At 44.3% G+C, this 21,227-nt stretch carries 16 protein-coding genes and 1 other RNA gene; 10 read left to right on the top strand and 7 right to left on the bottom strand.

Features of this window, described 5'->3' with window-relative positions; all coding sequences use genetic code 11:
• The first annotated feature begins 190 nt into the window (after positions 1 to 190).
• Together AVL57_RS14975 and AVL57_RS14970 are read left to right on the top strand one after the other, a co-directional pair.
• Positions 191 to 994 carry a DUF481 domain-containing protein gene (locus AVL57_RS14975; RefSeq protein ID WP_057790012.1) on the top strand — a complete coding sequence of 268 codons (804 nt, stop codon included), beginning with the start codon at positions 191 to 193 and terminating at the stop codon, positions 992 to 994.
• A gap of 185 nt (positions 995 to 1,179) precedes the next feature.
• Positions 1,180 to 1,923 (top strand): DUF481 domain-containing protein, encoded by a 744-nt coding sequence (locus AVL57_RS14970; RefSeq protein WP_057790014.1) that lies wholly within the window; start codon positions 1,180 to 1,182, stop codon positions 1,921 to 1,923.
• Between the two features lie 103 nt (positions 1,924 to 2,026).
• Here AVL57_RS14970 and serA read toward each other — a convergent pair whose 3' ends face one another.
• The 7 genes from serA to ssrS all read right to left on the bottom strand — a co-directional run bounded on the left by serA (position 2,027) and on the right by ssrS (position 8,644).
• Positions 2,027 to 3,256 carry a phosphoglycerate dehydrogenase gene (gene serA / locus AVL57_RS14965; RefSeq protein ID WP_057790016.1) on the bottom strand — a complete coding sequence of 410 codons (1,230 nt, stop codon included), beginning with the start codon at positions 3,254 to 3,256 and terminating at the stop codon, positions 2,027 to 2,029.
• Between the two features lie 241 nt (positions 3,257 to 3,497).
• Positions 3,498 to 4,154 carry a ribose-5-phosphate isomerase RpiA gene (gene rpiA, locus AVL57_RS14960; RefSeq protein WP_057790017.1) on the bottom strand — a complete coding sequence of 219 codons (657 nt, stop codon included), beginning with the start codon at positions 4,152 to 4,154 and terminating at the stop codon, positions 3,498 to 3,500.
• A gap of 81 nt (positions 4,155 to 4,235) precedes the next feature.
• Entirely contained in the window at positions 4,236 to 4,883 is a 648-nt protein-coding gene (locus AVL57_RS14955; RefSeq protein WP_232363269.1) for a 5-formyltetrahydrofolate cyclo-ligase, read from the bottom strand.
• Between the two features lie 6 nt (positions 4,884 to 4,889).
• Entirely contained in the window at positions 4,890 to 6,509 is a 1,620-nt protein-coding gene (locus AVL57_RS14950) for a hybrid sensor histidine kinase/response regulator (RefSeq protein WP_057790019.1), read from the bottom strand.
• 70 nt (positions 6,510 to 6,579) lie between these two features.
• Positions 6,580 to 7,521 (bottom strand): nucleoside hydrolase, encoded by a 942-nt coding sequence (locus AVL57_RS14945; protein WP_057790021.1) that lies wholly within the window; start codon positions 7,519 to 7,521, stop codon positions 6,580 to 6,582.
• Positions 7,522 to 7,544: 23 nt separating this feature from the next.
• Entirely contained in the window at positions 7,545 to 8,441 is an 897-nt protein-coding gene (locus AVL57_RS14940; protein WP_057790023.1) for a ribokinase, read from the bottom strand.
• A gap of 21 nt (positions 8,442 to 8,462) precedes the next feature.
• Positions 8,463 to 8,644: non-coding RNA, 6S RNA (gene ssrS / locus AVL57_RS14935), on the bottom strand.
• A gap of 386 nt (positions 8,645 to 9,030) precedes the next feature.
• Between ssrS and AVL57_RS14930 the strand changes: the two genes are divergently transcribed.
• The 8 genes from AVL57_RS14930 (at position 9,031) to AVL57_RS14895 (ending at position 21,010) form a co-directional block, all read left to right on the top strand.
• Positions 9,031 to 9,597: a UPF0149 family protein gene (locus AVL57_RS14930; protein ID WP_057790025.1), complete on the top strand. Its 567-nt coding sequence runs from the start codon at positions 9,031 to 9,033 to the stop codon at positions 9,595 to 9,597.
• 205 nt (positions 9,598 to 9,802) lie between these two features.
• Positions 9,803 to 11,149, top strand: a complete 1,347-nt coding sequence (gene pepP / locus AVL57_RS14925; RefSeq protein ID WP_057790026.1) for a Xaa-Pro aminopeptidase — start codon at positions 9,803 to 9,805, stop codon at positions 11,147 to 11,149.
• Entirely contained in the window at positions 11,146 to 12,369 is a 1,224-nt protein-coding gene (ubiH, locus tag AVL57_RS14920) for a 2-octaprenyl-6-methoxyphenyl hydroxylase (RefSeq protein ID WP_057790029.1), read from the top strand. Before pepP ends, ubiH begins: the two co-directional genes overlap by 4 nt.
• 74 nt (positions 12,370 to 12,443) lie before the next feature.
• Entirely contained in the window at positions 12,444 to 13,628 is a 1,185-nt protein-coding gene (locus AVL57_RS14915; RefSeq protein WP_057790031.1) for an FAD-dependent monooxygenase, read from the top strand.
• Positions 13,629 to 13,767: 139 nt separating this feature from the next.
• A complete protein-coding gene (locus tag AVL57_RS14910; RefSeq protein ID WP_082604843.1) occupies positions 13,768 to 15,465 on the top strand; it encodes a M28 family metallopeptidase in 1,698 nt (565 codons plus the stop codon).
• 47 nt (positions 15,466 to 15,512) lie between these two features.
• Positions 15,513 to 16,388, top strand: a complete 876-nt coding sequence (locus AVL57_RS14905) for an EamA family transporter (RefSeq protein ID WP_057790033.1) — start codon at positions 15,513 to 15,515, stop codon at positions 16,386 to 16,388.
• A gap of 38 nt (positions 16,389 to 16,426) precedes the next feature.
• A complete protein-coding gene (locus tag AVL57_RS14900) occupies positions 16,427 to 17,722 on the top strand; it encodes a M24 family metallopeptidase (RefSeq protein ID WP_082604845.1) in 1,296 nt (431 codons plus the stop codon).
• Positions 17,723 to 17,875: 153 nt separating this feature from the next.
• Entirely contained in the window at positions 17,876 to 21,010 is a 3,135-nt protein-coding gene (locus AVL57_RS14895) for an FG-GAP-like repeat-containing protein (protein ID WP_057790035.1), read from the top strand.
• Positions 21,011 to 21,227 lie beyond the last annotated feature (217 nt).

The raw sequence follows: 21,227 nt of genomic DNA, 5'->3' as shown, positions 1-21,227 counted from the left end.
TGAGCTTTATCTAGCCAAGGCAGCTTGATGGTTGTTGAATGTAAGTTCAGAAACCGCTTTACAAGTGTTCAATCGTACAACTAAGCGGTAAAAAACCACATAGCTAACGTAATACCCATGGAAGGGCATAATAGGGTGTTAAATGGCTATGCCATAACAACACCAAACCAATAAAAATTTATTAAAAATTATGCTTAATCTAACAAAAATTTTCTGTGCAGTATGCTGTCTTCTTGGCATAAGTACTGCCGTCTTCGCAGCAGATCGCGACTTAATTCAAACGCTTTATCACGCTGATTTTACGCCAGACACAGACGACGAAGTGCCTAGATTTTCGTTAAATGGTGAGTTAGGTATACTCTCAAACACGGGTAATACATCAGCAGCGAGTATTAAAGCGGGTATCAACGCCGACCATGAAACTGAAAATTGGAGCAGTCTGTACTTTGCAGAAATGCTTTATCAAGAAAGTAACACCGATGGCACTGGTCGCGATGTGTCGGCCAAACGCTTCTATGGCAGTGCTCAGTTCGATTACAAATTAAACCAGCCTGGTCGACGCTTGTTCATGTACGGCGATTATGAAGATGATGCCTTCAGCGGCTATGATCATCGTGCTTCACTGGCTGCCGGTTGGTCACAACGAGTTTGGCGAGATGAAGTCAGCGAGTTCCGTTACAGTGTTGGGCCGGGTTATGCTTTTGTTGAGCTAGAAGAACCCCTCGAAGAAGATATTAACAACGGGGTAATTGTACGTGCATCAGCTGAATACAAATATCATTGGGCCTCAGGTGCTAACCTTCGACAATTTGTAAGCACGGAAGCGGGCGACGAAAATACTAAATCTCGTTCCGAGACATCTTTGTCGGCCAATGTTTTCGGCTCTTTAGCCATGAAGCTATCGTTTATTTTGAATCACGAAACCGATACTACCGAAGATGTAGATGGGTTAAGTACCGAGACCTCGGTTGCCTTGGTTTATCAATTCTTCTAACAATTACGCTTAAAGCTTATCAATAAGTGTAAATTTTACGTCTTATAGTCTAATTTTTGTTCGACCCTCATTGACTCGCACTATTAGGTAGGTACTATTGGCGCAGATTTTTCAGGCTATGCTGGCTAGCGCTTACGCTAGGTTTTCACAGCATGGCAAAGGATAAAACACTACTAGGATTGCTAATGAAAAAACAGCTTCTCGCATCACTTTTGGCCTTGTCTTTCTCTTCTGTTACTTTTGCTCAAGACGACGTTAAACCTTTCACGATGGAAGGTGAGCTAGGTATTATCGCAACAACAGGTAACACCGAAACGTCATCAATCAGTGCCGGTATTACTGCTCACCAAGAATTAGAGCAGTGGAGCAACGACTATACTCTAGAAGGTCTTTACAAAAAAGAAACTGTTGATAACGACGATGGTACCGAAGAAGAGTACACATCAGCGCAAAAGTTTTACGGTTCTGCACAGGGTAACTACAAGCTAGATAACCCTGATTACCGTTTATTTGGTTTCGCGTCGTATGAAGATGACCGTTTAAGTAACTTCGACTATCAATCAACACTTGCTGTGGGTTGGAACCAAAAAGTACTTGAAAATAAACGTCACATTTTAGAGTACTCAATCGGTCCTGGTTACTCGTTTGCTGAAACGCAAGAAGGCGAAGAGCAGAACAGCATGATTGTTCGTGCTTCAAGTGCATACTCTTGGAAAATTTCAGATACGGCTAAATTCACGCAAACAGTGAGTACGGAAGTGGGTTCTGACAACACGAAATCTCGTGCTGAATCGGCGCTTACGGCTACCATTAGCGGTAACCTTTCTATGAAGTTGTCATTTAAGGTAGACCACAACTCTAACGTATCTGACGACGTAGAAAAGCTAGATACTGAAACTGCAGTAACGCTAGTTTACAACTTCTTCTAAAATCGTATTAACGATTGTAGAAACAGAAAACGCTGCCAATTGGCAGCGTTTTTTTATGTCTTTAAAAGTGTATGACGGTATTAAACCACCGTCATACAGAGCATTAGTGAAGAATACGGGTTTTAATCGTACCGTCAATTTGCTGTAGTTGTGCAAGCGCGTCATAGGCTCTGTCTTGCTGAACATCTACTACTACATAACCAATTTCTGCGTTAGTTTGAAGGTACTGGGCTTCAATGTTGATGCCTTTCTCTGCAAACGCTTGGTTAATTTGAGTAAGAATACCAGGCTGGTTTTTGTGTACGTGAAGTAAGCGAGAGCGGTTAGTGTGCTCTGGTAATGATACTTCAGGGAAATTAACAGCAGATAAGGTAGAGCCATTATCACTGTACTTCGCCAATTTACCGGCCACTTCAATACCAATATTCTCTTGTGCTTCTTGGGTGCTACCACCTACATGCGGCGTAAGAATAACATTATCGAACTTACGTAAAGGCGATTGGAATTCCTCATTGTTCGACTTAGGTTCAACAGGGAATACATCAATAGCTGCGCCATTTAACTGGCCGCTTTCAAGCGCGTCGGCTAGGGCATCAATATCTACAACCGTACCGCGAGACGCATTAATAAAAATGCTTCCTTTCTTCATTTGTGCAAATTGCTCAGCTGCAAACATGTTTTGCGTTTGCTGAGTTTCAGGCACGTGAAGCGATACCACATCAGAGGTGTTTAATAGCTTCTCTAACGACTTTATCTGCGTAGAGTTACCTAATACCAACTTATCTTCAATATCGAAAAACTGTACACGCATACCAAGGTGTTCAGCAAGAATACTTAGCTGGGTACCAATGTGGCCATAACCAATGATACCTAATGTTTTACCACGGGCTTCAAACGAACCATTGGCAGTTTTTTCCCACTCACCGCGGTGCGCTTTTGCACTTTTACTAGGTACTTGGCGAAGCAAAAGAATAAGCTGACCAAGCACAAGCTCTGCTACTGAACGGGTATTAGAAAACGGTGCGTTAAATACCGGAATACCACGGCGCTGTGTTGCTTCTAAATTAACTTGGTTCGTACCAATACAGAAACAACCAATAGCTACCAATTTCTGAGCAGCATCGACTACCTTCTCAGTAATTTGAGTACGTGAACGAAGGCCAATAAAGTGGGCATCTTTCACTTTCTCAACAAGCTCTTCTTCAGGAAGGGACGTTTTGAGATACTCAATATTGGTGTATCCATTATTCTTAAAGGTTTCTAATGCACTTTGATGCACACCCTCTAACAACAATATCCGGATCTTATCCTTCTCTAGTGAAACTTTGCTCATGGATTTGCTATCTCTTAAAAAGTATTAGTATTTACAGAGCTCGAGGCTAGTGCAGGCGGGGTAGGTAAGACTGGAGCAAACCCTCCGCCGCATGGATGCGGCGGCGGAGCTCCCATGGATGGGTTCACAGCGTGTTTGCGGAAGTCTTACCTACCCCGACTAGCACCAGCCTCACACTCTCGAAAGGCCATCTAGACGTCTAAACGGAAATCTAACAGAAATCAGTTTAACTTGAAAGCTATTATTTATAGGTTTCAACACCGGTATCGGTGGCCGACAGTACGATGTCTGCGCCACGTAGGGCGAATATGCCGTTGGTGACCACACCTGGAATATTATTAATCGACTGCTCAAGCTCTCTTGGATTTAGTATTTCAAGATTATGCACGTCTAAAATAACATTGCCGTTATCTGTCACTACGCCTTGGCGGTATTCTGGGTCGCCGCCTAGTTTTACCAACTCACGAGCCACAAAAGATCGCGCCATTGGAATAACTTCAACCGGAAGAGGGAATTTACCAAGCATAGGCACGCGCTTGCTATCATCTACAATACAGACAAATGTGGTTGACGCACCGGCGACAATTTTTTCGCGGGTAAGGGCTGCACCGCCGCCTTTAATCATATGTTTGTGTTCGGCAACCTCATCAGCACCGTCGATATACACTGAAATATTGCTAACATCGTTTAGTGCGAATACTTCAATGCCTAGGGCTTCTAGCAACTTGGTAGAGGCATCAGAACTGGATACTGCCCCTTCAATGTTATTTTTAATTTTGCCGAGTTCTTCAATGAAAAAATTAACCGTAGAGCCAGTACCTACACCAACAATACTGCCATTTTCAACATATTCGATGGCTGCTTTAGCTACTGCTTGCTTCTTTGCATTCTGATCCATAGTGACTCTCCTAACTAAATTTTCATCAGTCTACCGGAAAACCCTTAGCTAACCCACCGTCATAGAGGAATTTACGGTGCGTTATATACGATTAAAGCTCAATTGCTGTGTGGGGGTGACAATAGCGTTTACAGGAATGTCCCAAGGCTGAACCGGAAGTTCGTCTACTTGTTGGCAATCGTGGGCGATGCCAATGAGTTTTGGCCTTAACGTTTGAGTTTGAATGCTGGCTAACGTGCGGTCGTAATAGCCACCGCCCATGCCCAAACGATTTCCATTAGCATCGAATCCCACCAAGGGCATAAGTATTACCTGATGCTGAAAGGTAGGAATAACATCATGGCAGGCTAATATTGGCTCTTCAATGTTGTATTTATTCACACGCATTGCTGTTTTCTCTGAGTAACGAAGAAAAAGCAGGTGGCCTTTGCAAACTGGATGCAATACAGGCAAAGAAGTATGAAGGGCAGATGCGTTGTTCAGCGCCCAGCATGCGTGCATAAAGGGGCGTAAATCCACTTCACCGTCGTTAGGCAGGTAACAAGCGATAGATGATGCGCTCATAATGTCGGGCAATGATAAAAGGTTATCGCGTACTGTCAATGAAGCACGCTGGTGTTGTGAATCAGATAATCCGTTGCGCAATGCTCTTAATGTCTTTCGTAGCGTCTTTCGTGACGTCTTGTGTGATGTATTTCCTACCATACAGCGGGCTTTCAGTGGCTCCACGTTGTCTTACTTCCCTAAATAGTGATTAAGTACCCTAATAAGCTCTGCGTTTTCCACAGGCTTGGTGAGTAGGTCGTCTAAGCCATTATTTAATAACAGCTCTCGTTGCGTGATAACATCTGCGGTTAAGGCAATAACAGGCAGTGTTGAGCGAATTTGCTTAATTTGCCGAGTGGCTTCTGTTCCGTCAATGCCCGGTAAGTTGATGTCCATCAGCACTAAATCTACAGGGTTCGATTTTACATACTCTACGCCTTCTTCACCGCTACCTACAACCGATATTGGCAAACCAAGTTTATCAAATATGGTTTTAATCACTATTTGATTAATATAATGATCTTCCACTACCAATACGTGAGAGTCCCTAAGAACATTTAGCTTTTGTGGCTGCAAAAGCGCCGGGTCGTGCTCTATAGTATCGGCGCTAACCTCTTCGGCAGGAATGGCTACGCTTACACGAGTACCTTCGTTTAACTTGCTACTAAGCTTTATAGAACCATCCATCAGCTCTACTAGCTTCTTGGTAATATTTAAGCCTAAACCTGTACCATCAAATTGATGCGCATTTTCCATTCGCTCGAATGGTGCGAAGAGCTTTTTTTGTTCCTCTTCACTAATGCCAATGCCTTCATCTTTAATCGCCAGCAACAACCTCCCTTGCTTGTACTTCACTTGAATGGAAACGTGCTTGTTGGCATGCGTGTACTTAATGGCATTCGATAACAGGTTTAGGGCAACTTGACCAAATTTAGTGTCGTCAAAATTAAGCGAGTGGGGAACATTGTCATCAATCACAGCATTAAAAATAACATTGCCATCTTCAGCGCGAATTCGGGTTAACGAGAATAAATGAGTGAAAAAGTCGGCTGTAGCTACAGGGCGGGGCATAACGCGCATTTTACCCGCTTCAATTTGTTTCATATCCAGCACTGAGTTCACTATTTCAAGCAAACGCTCGCCGCTTTTGCTTATATGCCCCAAGGAATCGCTAAAGTTAGCGGGCAGTGAATATTGCTTGGCCTCGCCTTCAAGCAAGTTGCTGAACGTGTTTATCGCATTTAGGGGCGTTCTAATTTCATGGCTAATGTAGGAAAGAAAGTCAGATTTAAACTGGCTGGTTCGCTCAAGTTCTCTGTTCTTACGTTTTAGTTCCAAATGCGCAACCACTGATTCACTCAGTGTTTTTAGTGCACTGCGTTGTAGATTGGTGAGGGTTTTAGGTTGATGGCCTATGGCGCATAGCGTACCAATAGCATGCCCTGAAGGCGTCATTAACGGGGCGCCTGCGTAGAATCGAATGTTGGGCTCGCCCGTTACAAGAGGGTTATCGTGAAAGCGCGGGTCTTCTTTTGCATTGGTTACTTCAAATACTTCACGCTGTAAAATGGCGTGAGAACAAAAGGCGATATTACGAGAGGTTTCTGTGGCTTCAATCCCTACACGAGATTTGAACCATTGCCTGTCGGGGTCAACTAGGCTAATTAATGCAATGGGCGCGTCACAAATTTGCGACGCAAGTTGAGTTAAGTCGTCGAAGAGTTGCTCGGCGTCTGTATCGAGTACATCGTAGCTTAATAGCTCTCTAAGGCGCTGTTCTTCGTTCTCTGGAACCTTGGCAGGGATCATTCGTTCACATTACCTCAACTAAAATGTGAAAGCAGGAGGCTGACTACCGTAGAACAGCCTCCTTTCACATCTATAAAGCGTAGGTGTCTATGAACAATTGTTCCAATTTAGCGTGATCTACTTTTGTAGCCACTTTAATGGTGTTCGCATTGTTCCACAGTGGACTAGGGGTTGTACCCTTAGGTGCCACTGCTGTTTGACCACGATCTAGCTCGCCAGTACCAACACGCACATGACCTTCGGTGAGTTCAAATAACTCTGGGTGGCGTAAGTGTGCAAGTGGGAAAGCATCATGGAAGAAACAAACACGATCTTCACGATTAGCTGAATAGAAATCCATGTAGAACTGAGCTGTGTCTTTCACAAAACCGCCAAGCTTCTCGTTTTTCGCTTCAAGGGTTTCAACGAAAGAAGGAGAAAACGGTGTGTCGTTCGTTACATCTAAACCAAACATGGTTAAGTCCCAATCTGCACCAAATACAATTTCGGCAGCGTAGGCATCGTTCCAAATGTTAGCTTCGGCAAGTGGTGTTACGTTACCACGTACAAATGCAGCACCACCCATGATGGTGACGCCTTTCACTAACTTAGGCAGTTCAGGCTCTAAACGTAGTGCTAGCGCTAAGTTGCCTAATGGGCCAATAGCCACAAGCGTTATTTCGCCTGGGTATTTACGGGCCATATCTACAATAAACTGTGCAGAACTACGAGGGTCTAGCTCAGTTTTAGGCGCTTCAGGTTTAATGTGACCAAAACCATAGTCGCCATGTACGAAATGCGCGTAAGTTGATTCAGGACCTACCCAAGGCATACCAACACCTTTGGTTACCGGAATATCTTTACCCGCAATTTCGCAAAGCGTAAGGGCGTTTTGTGCCGCCATGGTGACCGGTACATTTCCGTAAACAGTCGTTAAACCAAGAACTTCGATATCTGGAGATTGAAACGCAAAAAATATTGCCATCGCATCATCGATGCCAGGATCCGTATCTAAAATTATCTTATGTGCCATTAATAATACTCTAGTGCGTTTTCTTATTTAGTGTGCTTTGCCAAAAAACGGTCAACTTCTTTTTGCGTAGGAATACTTTGCGCAGCGCCTTCACGGGTAACCGCAATTGCAGATGCTGCGCAGCCTCTGATTAATGCACGTTTGGCATCAGTGTGAGTACTGTAAGCAGACAAGAAGTAACCTATAAACGTATCGCCAGCGGCTGTGGTATCTACTGCATCAACAGAAAACGCTTCCACTTCAATAGTATCGCTTCCTCTTAACATCATCACACCCGCTTTACCTAGTGTAATGATAACTTCGCAATGAGACCACTGCTCTTTGAAAACGTTAAGAATATCGTCAAGCGCTTCTTTATCTGTTAATGCTGCTGCTTCCGTCTCGTTTACAATCAGTAAATCGATACAATCTAAAGGAAGGGCTTTAACCGACTCGCTCATAGGCGCAGGGTTAAAGGCAACTTTAAGCTGTTGTTCTTTTGCTAAGCGAAGTACGTCAGCAATACTGCTGGTTTCGTTTTGGGTTAATACCCAATCCGAAGAAGACGTATCTAACAACGCTTTGTTTACCGTATCGGCAGTAATGGTTTGGTTTGCGCCACCAAATAACACAATAGCATTTTCACCACTGGGCGTTACTTGAATAATGGCATGGCCTGAAGGGGTTTCAGAGCATTTAACGCCACGGCAATCGACGCCTTTTTTAATTAGCGTTTGTTTAAACGTTGCGTCATTTTCATGAATGCTGCCTACATGACGAACATCAGCACCTGCTTGCGCTAGGGCAATTGACTGGTTCGCACCTTTACCACCAAGCAGTTGTTGGTAGTGAGTAGACGCAAGGGTTTCACCAGGTTGAACGAAGTGATCTACCTGATAAACATGATCGATATTTATAGAGCCAAAATTTATTATTGCCATTTCTTCTTCCGTCGAAAGAGGGCGTCTCCCGAAATGCCGCTGTTCATCGTTCGCCCGTGAACCGAAAGTTCAGGGCGGAAGCATCACTATGGCCGTAGGCTTCTCGATACGAGTCGAGCTTGCACAGTAGCCATGGTTTCAACTTCCTAGTTTAATAGCATCGGCCAGGGACAAGAGTGAACTGGCGAACATTCCAGGAAACATTGTTATTGTATAACGCAACAGGGTATATCAAACGCGGTGTGGGGTGAAGTAGATCACCAAAGCGCCAATGAATTATTTGCGTAGCTAATTTAACCATTACTGATGAGATTCGATAAATCTTGACCAGTTGGTCAGCAATTATACACGCTATTCACTTAAGCTCAAATTTGCTTCGCTTAAGTAAGCTTCTTACTGATTTACCTTAATCTGCTGCAAAGGAAGCTCCATATCCAATAACGTCGATCATAGAGCAATTAATACTAGGTTGCCAGTTAAAACCCATAAGACCAGTACTACTTGAATAACATCTGACCAAATTACCAATAGTGTGTTTTACAGCGCTATTTTGCTAATATTAAGATTCAACGAAAAAGGAAACCTATTTGTGGAAAAACAGCTCGATTACGACAGCGTTAGCAATAAATTATCGCAACACGGCATAGTAGTAGATGGCGCAGAAGTTCACGGAATTTTATGTGGCATGTTGTGTGGCGGCATGTCGCTAACCGATCAAAAGTGGCTTTCTGCATTAAGTGACACTATTCACCAAGGTGAAAACTTCAACGATGCCACCACTCATCTACTGAACACATTGTTTAACCAAACGTGTCAGCAGTTACTTGAACCTGAATTCGCCTTACAGCTAATGCTACCTGACGACCAAGCCCCTATTAACGACAGAGGCGAAGCGCTAATTAATTGGGTACACGGCTTTATGTTAGGGTTCGGCTTACACCAGCAAGATTTAATGCAATGCTCTGCCGATGTGAAAGAAGCGTTGGAAGACTTTGGCGACATCGCCCGTATGGAAGAGCCTATGGATGCTGATGAAGAGTCTGAACGAGCTTTATTTGAGGTAATGGAATACGTGAAGATTTCCGCTATTTTGTGTTTCAGCGAATTAGGTCAGTCGCTACTTGACGATCAGCAAGATAAGCCATCTGTTCACTAAGGTAATAATCTTTAGTCAGCAATGCTCGTATATATAACCTCGTATATACAACCTGGTATGCAAAAGCGGGTATATATGAGCCCGTACTTGTGAATCATGGGCTAGATAAGCACAAGTGAAGTGACAGTCAGTGTAGATGTCACAAATAGCATGATCATCATTAGATGCATGAGTTTTATAATATTGATGAAGAAAGGCGAATGAGATGATTAGTGCGCAAGAATTTATCGCTCGTCAAGATAGGCTGTTGGCGCAATGTTTACCTAACAGTGTTTGTGTTATTCCGGCTGCAGGTTTAGTAACCCGAAGCCGAGATACGGAATACCTGTTCAGACAAAACAGCGACTTTTGGTATTTAACCGGATTTGAAGAAGCCGACGCCTGGTTAATATTGTCGAATCATCCTCGGTATGGCGAACGCTATCGGGCTATGGTGTGCTTACCCAAAGATAAAGACGCTGAAATTTGGCAAGGCAGACGTTTAGGTGCGGAAGCTGCGCTAGCACGCTTTAGCTTAGACGAAGCGTTTGAACTGTCTGAATTAGGCGATGCTTTGCTTGAATCACTGCAAGGGCAAGACCATCTATATTTCGCCTTAGGTGAAAACGATAACGCTGATGCACAGGTCAATAGTGTTCTTGCAACCCTGCGCAATGCGCCTAAAGAAGCCTTAGCACCCACCTCTATTACTGATGTTCGCCCCATTTTGCACGAAATGCGGGTGTTTAAATCGGCTTGTGAAGTAGCCATGATGAAAGCTGCGGCAGAAATTACCGCCAGTGCGCACAAGCGCGCTATGCAATTTGCCAAGCCGGGCTGCTTCGAATATCAACTTGAAGCCGAACTTCACCATGAATTTGCGATGGCAGGTGCTCGCGCACCGGCTTACAGTACGATTGTAGGTAGCGGTGAAAATGCCTGTATTTTGCATTACACCGAAAATTCATCTCAAACCCAAGACGGCGATTTAGTGCTAATAGACGCAGGCGCTGAATTTCAGGGTTATGCTGCTGACATTACCCGCACTTTCCCCGTTAACGGGAAATTCTCTAAGCCCCAGCGAGATATTTACGAACTGGTGCTAAAAGCGCAAGAAAGCGTATTGGCTATGCTGGGCCCGGGTATCACGTTAACGGATGCCATGACGCATAGCGCTGAAGTGATTACTGAAGGTTTAGTCACCCTTGGTGTACTAAAAGGTTCGGTAGCTGAAAATCTTGACGATAAAGCATGGCAGCAATTTTACATGCACGGGCTAGGGCACTTTTTAGGCTTAGACGTTCACGATGTAGGTAACTACAAAATTAATGGACAAGACCGCTTATTAAAACCCGGTATGGTGCTTACCGTAGAGCCGGGTATTTATATTGCCAGCGACAGCGATGTACCTGAACAATACAAAGGTATTGGCGTGCGTATTGAAGATGATGTTGTGATTACGGCAACAGGGGTAGACATACTAACTGCCGATGTACCTAAAACCGTAAAAGACATCGAAGCGCTGATGCAGCCAGCCAATAAAAAAAGTAAGCAAGAAGGTTCAAAAGCGTGAGCCAGCAAGATGTAGTGATAGTAGGTGGAGGCATTGTTGGCTGCGTATTAGCGAAAGGTTTATCTGAACAAGCAGGTCTTTCGGTGACCTTAGTTGATGCTTCCGACCTTTCAAATACCGCCAGCTCTTCTAATACAAATAGCAACTTTAACCCGTTAACCGACACGCGTGTAATCGCCCTTGCTAGACGAACAGTAAATGAATTAAATGCCATGGGCGTGGGGCTAGCAGAGCTGGCAAAACAAAGCCAAGGCAAAATTGAACACATTGAAGTAAGCGATAAAGGCGGTATTGGCCTAACGAATTTATCGTGCAGTGAATTTGGTATTAACACGTTCGGGCAAGTGGTGTCGCTAAGTGCGCTTACCCATAATGTAATGTCGCAAAGTAAGCAGTATGAGCACATTGCGCCAGCCACGGTCACCCATTTAGCCCGCGAAACCGACACTACGGTGGTTACCCTTAATAACGGCAGTACCATTAATGCCAAGCTGTTGGTTATTGCCGATGGCGGGCGCTCTTCACTTGCTCAGCAAGTGGGGCTTACCCGACATAGTGACGACTATCAGCAAGTGGCCATTATTTTCAATGCCCATACTAGCGAGCCTCATTACAACAAAGCCTACGAGCGTTTTACCGAAAACGGTCCTGTAGCGTTTTTGCCTTTCGACAGTGAAATTAATGGCCATGTGGCGAAAGGAAAAGGGTTTTCCGTGGTGTGGACGGTTGCAAAAGAGCATGCGGAGTCACTTATTCAGCTTAGCCCTGAAGCCTTCGTTAATAAGTTACAGCAAGAATTTGGTTACAGGCAGGGGCAAATTACCGCAATCAGTGAATTAGCCAGCTACCCACTAGCCTTAAGTTACACCGATGCATTAACCGCGCACCGTGCAGTAGTAGTAGGTAATGCTGCCCAAGCATTACATCCTATTGCAGGGCAAGGGTTTAACCTTGGTCTTCGCGATATTATTACCCTAGTAAATACGCTTAAAGGCGTGACCGATCCGGGGGAATTTAACTTACTTAGTGAATACGCTGCTAAGCGAAGCAAAGACAGAGCCGCCACCATTACCTTGACCGACACATTAGTACGTACGTTTTCCAATCGACACTTTCCGTTAGTGGCAGCAAGAAACTTGGCACTAACTGCACTTAATGTGATGCCAGCGGCCAAGCGTGCTTTTGTGCAGCAAACCACTGGATATGGGCGCAGTACATAAGCGGTGATACCCGTTAGCACCGTAAAGTTGTCGCCGTAAGATTAGCGAAATGATGAAAGAATAAGAGAGCCGATATGCAACATGTTGATATCGCCATTGTAGGCGGTGGAATAGTAGGGTTAACCCTAGCCGCAGCGCTAAAAGACGCGCCGTGCCGCATCGCTATTATAAATAAAGGCGCTATAGACCAGCCCCTTGGCGACAAGCCAGGTGCGCGGGTTAGCGCCATTAATCAGGCCAATATTAACGCGTTGAAAAAAGCCGACGTTTGGCAGCATATCGATGAAAGCAGAGCTAACCCTTACAATGCAATGCATGTGTGGGATAAAGACAGCTTTGGTGATATTCACTTTGCGGGTAACGATACTGGGGGGGAGCTGGAAAGCGATACCCTGGGCGTTATTATTGAAAATCAGGCTTTAATAAATGGCTTAGCCCATTCGGTGTTAAAGCAAGATAACGTTGTGGTAATAGATACCACCATAGAGCGCGTATTAAGTAGCCCGCAGCAAAACATGCTAATGCTAGAAAACGGCGATGCGCTTTCTTGCCGATTATTAGTAGGCGCCGATGGAGCTAATTCCTTTGTGCGCAAACATGCAAACTTTCCTATTACGTTTCGCGATTACGAACACACCGCCATTGTTGCCAATATTCGTACTCAGCAACCTCATGAAAACGTGGCACGCCAAGCATTTACGCCAACCGGACCCTTAGCATTATTGCCTATGCGCGACCCTAACGTGTGCTCTATTGTATGGTCACAAACCCCAGATGCCGCCAAAACTTTACAAGGGTATTCCGATAGCGAATTTTGTAATGCACTATTAGCAGCAAGCAATAATGCATTAGGTCCTGTAACGTTAGAAACAGCTAGAACAGCCTTTCCACTGACTATGCGTTATGCCCGTGAATGGGCTAAAGAGGGCATAGTGCTGGTGGGCGATGCTGCCCATACTATCCACCCATTAGCAGGGCAGGGCGCTAACTTAGGCATGCAAGATGCTTTGGCATTGGCTGCAACCTTAATTACCTTGCTAGATGATCAAAAAGACATTGGTCAGCTTCGCTACTTGCGCCCCTATGAGCGAGCACGTAAAACCGAAGCGATGAAGATGATTGCCGCTATGGATGGGTTTAAGTTCTTATTCGATGGCGACGACCCGCTTAAAAAACTAATTCGAGGGTTAGGCCTAGCCGCTACTGATAAACTTAGCGCGGTTAAACAGGCATTTGTTAGCCACGCAATGGGTTTATAAATACAAGTTCACCTTTATCAATTTTTAAATTGGCTGCAAATGGCTGCAAATAAGAGCAGCCAAATGCACGTCAAACATTGAGCTAGGCGCTTTATAACGATACTCTTAAGCTATCCGTTTTATAAAAGCGCCTAAATTAATGATAATTCAAAAGTTTATTCATAAATTCGCATTTTCATCTTTGATGGCGATCTGTACTTCGCTTTCTTTTTCCATTTTAGCTTACGCAGAAATATCAGCTTCTAAGAGCGGCGATCCCGCAAAAACTATCGATATCACAGCTAGCATTACTGATGCCGACTTAGACTTATACCGTACCCATGTTAGTACGTTAGCAAGCGACAAGTTTGAAGGCCGCGGCCCTTTGTCAGCAGGTGAAACACTTACCGTCAATTACTTAGTTGAAGCCTACAAAGCCCTTGGGCTAAAACCCGCCTTTGGCGATAGCTACACCCAGCCCGTGCCCTTGGCAAAAATTACGCCTTCAAGTGATATGGCGTTAACCTTGGGTCAACATACTTTTGCTGGTGGCAGCGCATTTACCGCCAGAACCCAGCGAATAGTTAAAGAAATTACATTAAAAAACAGCGATGTAATTTTTGTGGGGTACGGCATTAATGCCCCAGAATACAATTGGAATGACTACGCAGGGTTAGATGTAAAAGGTAAAACGGTGGTCATGTTAGTAAATGACCCAGGTTTTGCTTCAAAAGACCCGAATTTATTTCAAGGCAATGCCATGACCTATTATGGCCGCTGGACATACAAGTACGAAGAAGCCTCCCGCCAAGGTGCAGAAGCGGTATTTATTGTTCACGAAACCATGCCTGCCGGCTATGGCTGGGGGGTGGTTGAAAACTCGAACTCGAATACCAAGTTTGCGTTAGTTGATAACAATAAGAACTTGTCTCAAGTTGGCGTAATGGGGTGGCTACATCTTAATACCGCGCGTACGGTGTTTGAACAAGCTGGGCTAGATTACGGCACGCTGAAAGAACAAGCATCTACGCCTGGGTTCAAGCCTATTCCTATGAAAGTGAAAGCTTCGTTGACCTTTTCCAATACCATCACTCATGCTCAGTCACAAAACGTAGCAGCGATTTTACCTGGCGCGTCCGCACCTGATGAGTGGGTAATGTTACACGCCCATTGGGATCATCTGGGTAAAAGTGAGAAAAACGGTAAAACCGTAATTTACAATGGCGCGGTAGACAATGCCTCGGGCGTGGCAGGTGTGCTAACCTTGGCCAATAGTTTGGTAGCACAAAGCAAACAAACCCCGTTTGAACGCACATTAATGTTCAGTGCTTTTACTGCCGAAGAAACCGGCTTGCTGGGGGCTGATCACTTTGCCAAAAATCCGCCTATTCCAACTGCAAACATGGTGGCGTTTTTAAATATAGACGGCATGAACGTGAATAATGCCGTTGATTACATTTTGCAGTACGGAGAAGGCTACTCTTCACTAGAAGATGACTTAAGTACTGGAGCCGCAGCACAAGAGCGCTCGGTTAAGCTCGATCCTCGCCCGCAAAATGGACTGTTCTTTCGTTCCGATCATTTTGCGCTGGCCCGCCAAGGTGTGCCATCGTTACTGTTTATGAGCCTAGGTGATACGGATCCTGATTTCATCGCCAATCGCTATCACAAAGCCGACGACGACTACTTGCCAAGCTGGACACTAGGTGGTGTACAGCAAGACTTAGCGTTAATCGGCACTATGATGTCAGATTTTGCAAACAGCCAAGCATGGCCTTATTGGAAGCGTGAGTCTGATTTTAAGAATAGGCGCTTAGTAGACAGACCTGACCCCAGACCTGATGCGAGTGCTCAATAGCACTAATAGCCGTTTCAGAACATCTACACAGAAGTGAACAACTATCTATGAGCTGGGTTTTTTACACCCTAGGCGCGGTAATTATGCAAACCGTTCGTAATGCCCTGCAAAGCAAATTAAGCACCCACGTAGATACCGTGGGTGTCACGCTTTCTCGGTTTCTATTCGCGCCACCTATTGCCCTTATTTACGTAGTAGCGCTTCATATAACATCGCCACAGCAGATACCTAGCTTTAGCCACGCTTTTATTATTATGGTTTTACTAGCTTCGGTGCTGCAAATAGCTGCCACGGCATTTATGGTTATGTTATTTAAACAAAAGAATTTTGCCATAGGTGCAGGGCTAGCCAAAAGTGAAGCGCTGGTAGCCGCTGTGCTGGGTATGCTTTTCTTTGGTAGCTATTTAACCTTGCTTGGCTGGATAGGCATTGGTATCGGAGCCGTGGCCGTATTTGTATTAAGTAGCGGGAATAGGGCAAAAGGCTTAAGCTTAAAAACTTTAATGATAGGTATAGCGTGCGGAACGTGCTTTGCACTTACCTCGTTATTCGTAAGAGAGGCCAGTCATATGCTTGCCATGCCATTTGTGCATGGCGCCGCATGGGTGCTTTTATGGGTGCTATGTACACAAGCCATTGGGTTAAGTACGTATATATTCTTTACTAACCCAAATGTTTTTAAACAGCTATTTGACCGATTCACCCATACGTTGGTTATCAGTTCAGTGAGCTGCCTAGGATCTATATGCTGGTTTACTGCTATGGCACTTCAGCATGTGGCTTTGGTGAAAACATTAGGGCAACTAGAAGTATTGTTAACCCTATTGCTAGCGCACTATTGGCTTAAACATAAAGTGACTGTTCAGGAAATAGCTGGTTTATTTTTGATTGCGATTGCCGCAGTACTTGTTATGTGGGCGTAAGCCAAGCCTTTACCACGTTTATTACTAAAGGAATGATAATGAAAAAACGCGATTTTCTTCGACTTTCAGGCGCGGCAGCTTTAGCCCCTTTGGCGTTATCGCCACTGACCAGCCTTGCCGCTGCCAATGCAGCAGCTAGCACTAAAAGCAATTCATTATCGTTACAGCCAATTACCTCAGGCGTTTCTCCTATTACCAACGCCGAGCGCGAAGCGCGAATTAAAAAGGCGCAGGCGTTAATGGTAGAAAATGATATGGCAGCACTGATAATAGAGCCGGGTGCAGCCATGGACTATTTCTCAGGTATTCAGTGGTGGCGAAGCGAGCGACTCACCGCGTTAGTTATACCGCAAAAAGGTGAGATTGGTGTGGTAACGCCTTATTTTGAGCAACCCAGTGTTTTGGAAAGCTTGAAAGTAGGCGACGATGTTCGCGTATGGCAAGAGCACGAAAGCCCGTTTGATGTTGTAGCCAGCATTTTGAAATCTCGTGGTATTACCAAAGGCAATATTGGCTTTGAAAGCAGTGTTCGCTACTTTGTCGTAACTGGCGTAACTAACGCACTGCCAAATATGAACATAGTGGCGGCAGAGCCGGTTACTCGCGGTTGTAGAATGTATAAAACGGCTGCCGAGCTTACTCTTATGCATAAAGCCAATGAAGTAACTCTTAAGGCTTACCAATATGTTTTTAGCAAACTTGAAATCGGCATGAGCCAAGCGCAAGTAAAAGGCCTAATGAATAGCGCTCAGCAGCAACTTGGCGGCAGCGGTGCATGGTGTTTAGCATTATTTAATGATGCCAGTGCTTATCCTCATGGTACGAATGCAAAACAAACCATTAGTGAAGGCTCAGTGATATTGCTCGACAGTGGTTGTAGCGTACATGGGTATCAGTCGGACATTAGCCGTACTTTGGTATTCGGCAAAGCATCGCAGCAGGTGGTAGATGTGTGGAATACCGTGCGTGAAGGCCAAAACGTGGCGTTTGCGGCTGCTAAAATTGGTACGCCTGCAGGTGAAGTAGATGATGCGGTGCGCGCTTATTACGTTACGCAAGGCTACGATAAAGACTATGCTCTACCTGGTTTAAGCCATCGTACCGGTCACGGTATTGGTATGGAGGGGCACGAAAGCGTGAACTTTGTGCGTGGCGAAACTACACCACTTAACAAAGGCATGTGCTTTTCGAACGAACCTGGCTTGTACATACCCGGAAAATTTGGCGTTCGCTTAGAAGATTGCCTATACATGACAGACAAAGCCCCCGTTTACTTTACCGAGCCGCCAGAAAGCTTAACTAAACCTTTGGGACGTTTAGTACCGTTAGTATAAGGTCACACGCAAGGCCTCTACTTAAGAGGCTTTGTAAAACGATGCTATTGTAAAATACTTGTTGCATTCGATGTGTTAGCACTTTAAGTTTCATTAAAGACAACGTTGTCAATCTGGTTTGGCAAGATTTTTATTGAAATTCATAGGGTCGGTATGGCTAATTACATCACGCACTGTTGGCGTTTGAGTGCAATATTTGTTTTTGTAGTGACAGCTAGTGTTGCTACTTCTGCTCCGGCAGTACACACTTTTCTTTCTCCATCCAATACACCTCCTTATTCAAATAAGAATGAGCTAGACGTTAACTTAGCAGCGTTGATTGAATCATTAGCTTTGAAAGCAACTATACCTAGTAGCAAAGACGTCCCTGTGCCGTCTGGCCCTATGTTTGAGCTAGGCTTAAACTTGTTTTACACCAAGACGTTAAGTGCTAATGGTGATGTAGCGTGTGTTAGTTGTCATCATCCTAAGCTAGGGGGAGGCGATGGGCTTTCGTTACCCGTGGGAGTTGACGCAGTAAACCCTGAATTATTAGGCATTGGGAGAACCCATGATGGGAATACGTTGGTTGATAGCAGAGCCGACGGTTCGCCCAATGTACCAAGAAACGCCTCTACCATTTTCAATATCCAGCTTTTAAAAAAAGCAGCGTTTTGGGATGGGCGAGTGGAAATTATACAAGATGATGTTCAAACCCCGGGTGTTTCCATGTTACGTACCCCGGATAGCAGAATGAATTTACCTGATACCTCGGTAGCAGATGATTTTATTCAAGCTCAAGCAAAGTTTCCGATTACCGCCATTCATGAAATGTTTGGTCATGGACCAGATAAAAGAAAAACTAACAATGCCAAAAGGCAGCAAGTATTGGCAGGTTTTTTGGAGGTTGATGATACGGGACGGGATAACCCTTGGCTTCCTCTATTTCAAACCGCCTTTGACGACTCAAGTACTGACCCCGAGCACGTTATTACTATTGATAGAATATCTACCGCGCTGGCATTTTTTCAGCGTTCTATGTGGTTTGTTGACAACCCATGGTTTGAGTATTTGGCCGGAAATAGCGAAGCGTTAAGCGATGAAGCGAAGCGTGGTGCAATGCTATTTTTTAGTAAACCCTCGAATGGAGGGTATTCGTGCAACGGCTGCCATAGTGGTAGTGCGTTTACCGATGAACAATTTCATAATATTGCGATGCCACAAATTGGCCGAGGAAAAGATACTGATGGCAATGATCATGGGCGTTTACTGCACACATTTAATGTTCACGATAAGTATGCTTTCAGAACACCTATCTTATTGAATATAGATGTGACAGGGCCGTATGGACATTCTGGGGCTTTCCATTCGTTGGCAGATGTTATTAAACACCATATGGCACCCGAAGCCTCGGTAGTTGAATTTGATTACAGCTTGAGTCATCTCCCCCAGTTTGCCGGCGTAAAGGTAAATCAAGAACGTAATAAAACCTTATCGTACCGCGTGTTAAAGCAATTCATTGATAACAAAGACAGCAGTAAATTACAAACAGGGCTCGTTGAAGAAAAAGACGTAAATGCGCTAGTCGCATTTCTTAAGAGCTTAACTGATCCGTGCATAAATTCTTCAGACTGCTTAAAGCCTTGGAGCCCTGTATCAAGCAAGCAAGAACAAACGTTTAATTTACTAAGGCCTGAATTTAGCGCATCTCAAATAAATAGTGTGAGCAATTTAAATCTTGCGCAAGAGCCTGAAAATAGTGCCAGTGACGAGCAAGTTAGGGCTATTGATGATAAGGAAAAAGCATTAAATGCGTGGTTCATTGACGCTTCAATCGATAGTGGGCTGCGTTATGAGCTGCCGCAAGCTGAATTTACCGATGAATATCATTTGATGGGCGGAGGCGTTGCGGTAGATGATATTAACAAAGATGGATGGCCAGATGTATTTATTAGCCATGCCATGCAGCCTGGTAAGCTTTTTATCAATAATCAAAAAGGCGGTTTTACTGATGAGACATCAAGGCTACTAGGAGATTTATCGGGCAGACAATTAGGGGCACTGTTTATCGATTATGATGCCGATGGAAGAAAAGACCTTTTGCTAGTGGGAGACGATATTTTTGAAGGCTATTTTAGGGTGTTCAACCAACTTCCTAGTGGTAAGTTTGCTTCGTTTACTAAAGGCGGTATAAATTTTTCTCGCTTTACCCACTCTTTATCGGCTGGCGACTTTGACAAGGATGGCGATCTCGATTTGTTTGCCTCACATTGGGGAGATACGCGAACAAAAAATCGAAAAGGTTATTTATGGGAAAATACCGGTAAAGGACGCTATCAAGACGTAAGTTCTCGGTTGCCTGATGTGCGTCCTTCGCCCTTGTATCCAAATCTAGATGTTAATTTCACTCCCATTTTTACCGATATTGATATGGACAACGATCTCGATTTATTGATAGCGGCCGACTACGAAACATCTCAGGTGATGGTTAACGAAGAGGGTATATTTAAGGATAAAACCCATTCGGTGATAAGCGATGAAAATGGCATGGGTGCCGCAGTGGGAGATTTCGACAACGATGGTGATTTTGATTGGTTTGTTACCGCTATTTCAAACCCAATAGAGGAGAAAACGTACATAGGTGGCGATTCAGGCAACCGGCTATACCAAAACAATGGTACGGGCGTTTTTACTGATGTGACTGACGTTGCCGGTGTAAGAGAGGGTTACTGGGGCTGGGGCGCCTGCTTCGCTGATTTTAACAACGATGGATGGCTAGATATATTTCATACAAATGGTATGCGTACCGGTACGATCGCCGAAGAATCACAAGTAGGTCAGTTTTATGATGACCCCAGTAGGTTGTTTATCAACAATCGTGACGGCACATTTACACAAAAGTCTCGTCAATTAGGTTTAACTCATACTGCGCAAGGCAGGGGAGTCAGTTGTACTGATTTTGACGGAAATGGAACCATTGATATTCTCATTGCAAATAATGGTGCGGCGCCTACGTATTATAAAAATACGCTGAAAAATGCAAATCACTTTTTGACAGTGAAACTAGTCGCAGGGCAACAAAATCCCGACGCTATTGGCGCTAAATTATGGCTAAAAACTGCGTCACTAAATCAAGTTAGGGAGCTCCGTTTAGGGTCGAACTATTTATCAAATGACTTTATGACGGCACACTTTGGCATACCTCAAAACGACGTAGTCGATTACCTAGAAATTTTATGGCCAGACGGTCATCGACAGAGGCTGACGAAATTTCCACTAGATAAGGTGTTGACGGTGCGGCGCCAGTAACAAAAATCATACATTCACGTAAATAAGTCATAAAACCTGATGAAATAGGTTAAATAAATTCTTGTTTTTGTAATTTTAAGTTGTTGATATTTAAAGGGCTTAATCGTTTCAGTTTGTGGGTTGAAATTATATGTTAATTATATGTTGATTAATACTTAAACAAAATGTATAAATTAAAAAGACAACGTTGTTTATTTAAATTAAAAACACAACCACA

Source organism: Alteromonas stellipolaris (assembly GCF_001562115.1).
Lineage (GTDB): Bacteria > Pseudomonadota > Gammaproteobacteria > Enterobacterales > Alteromonadaceae > Alteromonas > Alteromonas stellipolaris.
Note: the sequence above shows the minus strand (reverse complement) of the source record. Positions and strands in the feature narration are given on the sequence as shown.

Excerpts from the sequence above, each read along its gene's own strand:
- AVL57_RS14910 (WP_082604843.1), top strand. The coding sequence starts at position 13,768 with ATGATAATTCAAAAGTTTATTCATAAATTCGCATTTTCATCTTTGATG.
- AVL57_RS14905 (WP_057790033.1), top strand. The coding sequence starts at position 15,513 with ATGAGCTGGGTTTTTTACACCCTAGGCGCGGTAATTATGCAAACCGTT.
- AVL57_RS14895 (WP_057790035.1), top strand. The coding sequence starts at position 17,876 with ATGGCTAATTACATCACGCACTGTTGGCGTTTGAGTGCAATATTTGTT.
- pepP (WP_057790026.1), top strand. The coding sequence starts at position 9,803 with ATGATTAGTGCGCAAGAATTTATCGCTCGTCAAGATAGGCTGTTGGCG.
- serA (WP_057790016.1), bottom strand. The coding sequence starts at position 3,256 with ATGAGCAAAGTTTCACTAGAGAAGGATAAGATCCGGATATTGTTGTTA.
- AVL57_RS14945 (WP_057790021.1), bottom strand. The coding sequence starts at position 7,521 with ATGGCACATAAGATAATTTTAGATACGGATCCTGGCATCGATGATGCG.
- AVL57_RS14900 (WP_082604845.1), top strand. The coding sequence starts at position 16,427 with ATGAAAAAACGCGATTTTCTTCGACTTTCAGGCGCGGCAGCTTTAGCC.
- AVL57_RS14975 (WP_057790012.1), top strand. The coding sequence starts at position 191 with ATGCTTAATCTAACAAAAATTTTCTGTGCAGTATGCTGTCTTCTTGGC.
- AVL57_RS14970 (WP_057790014.1), top strand. The coding sequence starts at position 1,180 with ATGAAAAAACAGCTTCTCGCATCACTTTTGGCCTTGTCTTTCTCTTCT.
- AVL57_RS14950 (WP_057790019.1), bottom strand. The coding sequence starts at position 6,509 with ATGATCCCTGCCAAGGTTCCAGAGAACGAAGAACAGCGCCTTAGAGAG.
- AVL57_RS14915 (WP_057790031.1), top strand. The coding sequence starts at position 12,444 with ATGCAACATGTTGATATCGCCATTGTAGGCGGTGGAATAGTAGGGTTA.
- AVL57_RS14940 (WP_057790023.1), bottom strand. The coding sequence starts at position 8,441 with ATGGCAATAATAAATTTTGGCTCTATAAATATCGATCATGTTTATCAG.
- rpiA (WP_057790017.1), bottom strand. The coding sequence starts at position 4,154 with ATGGATCAGAATGCAAAGAAGCAAGCAGTAGCTAAAGCAGCCATCGAA.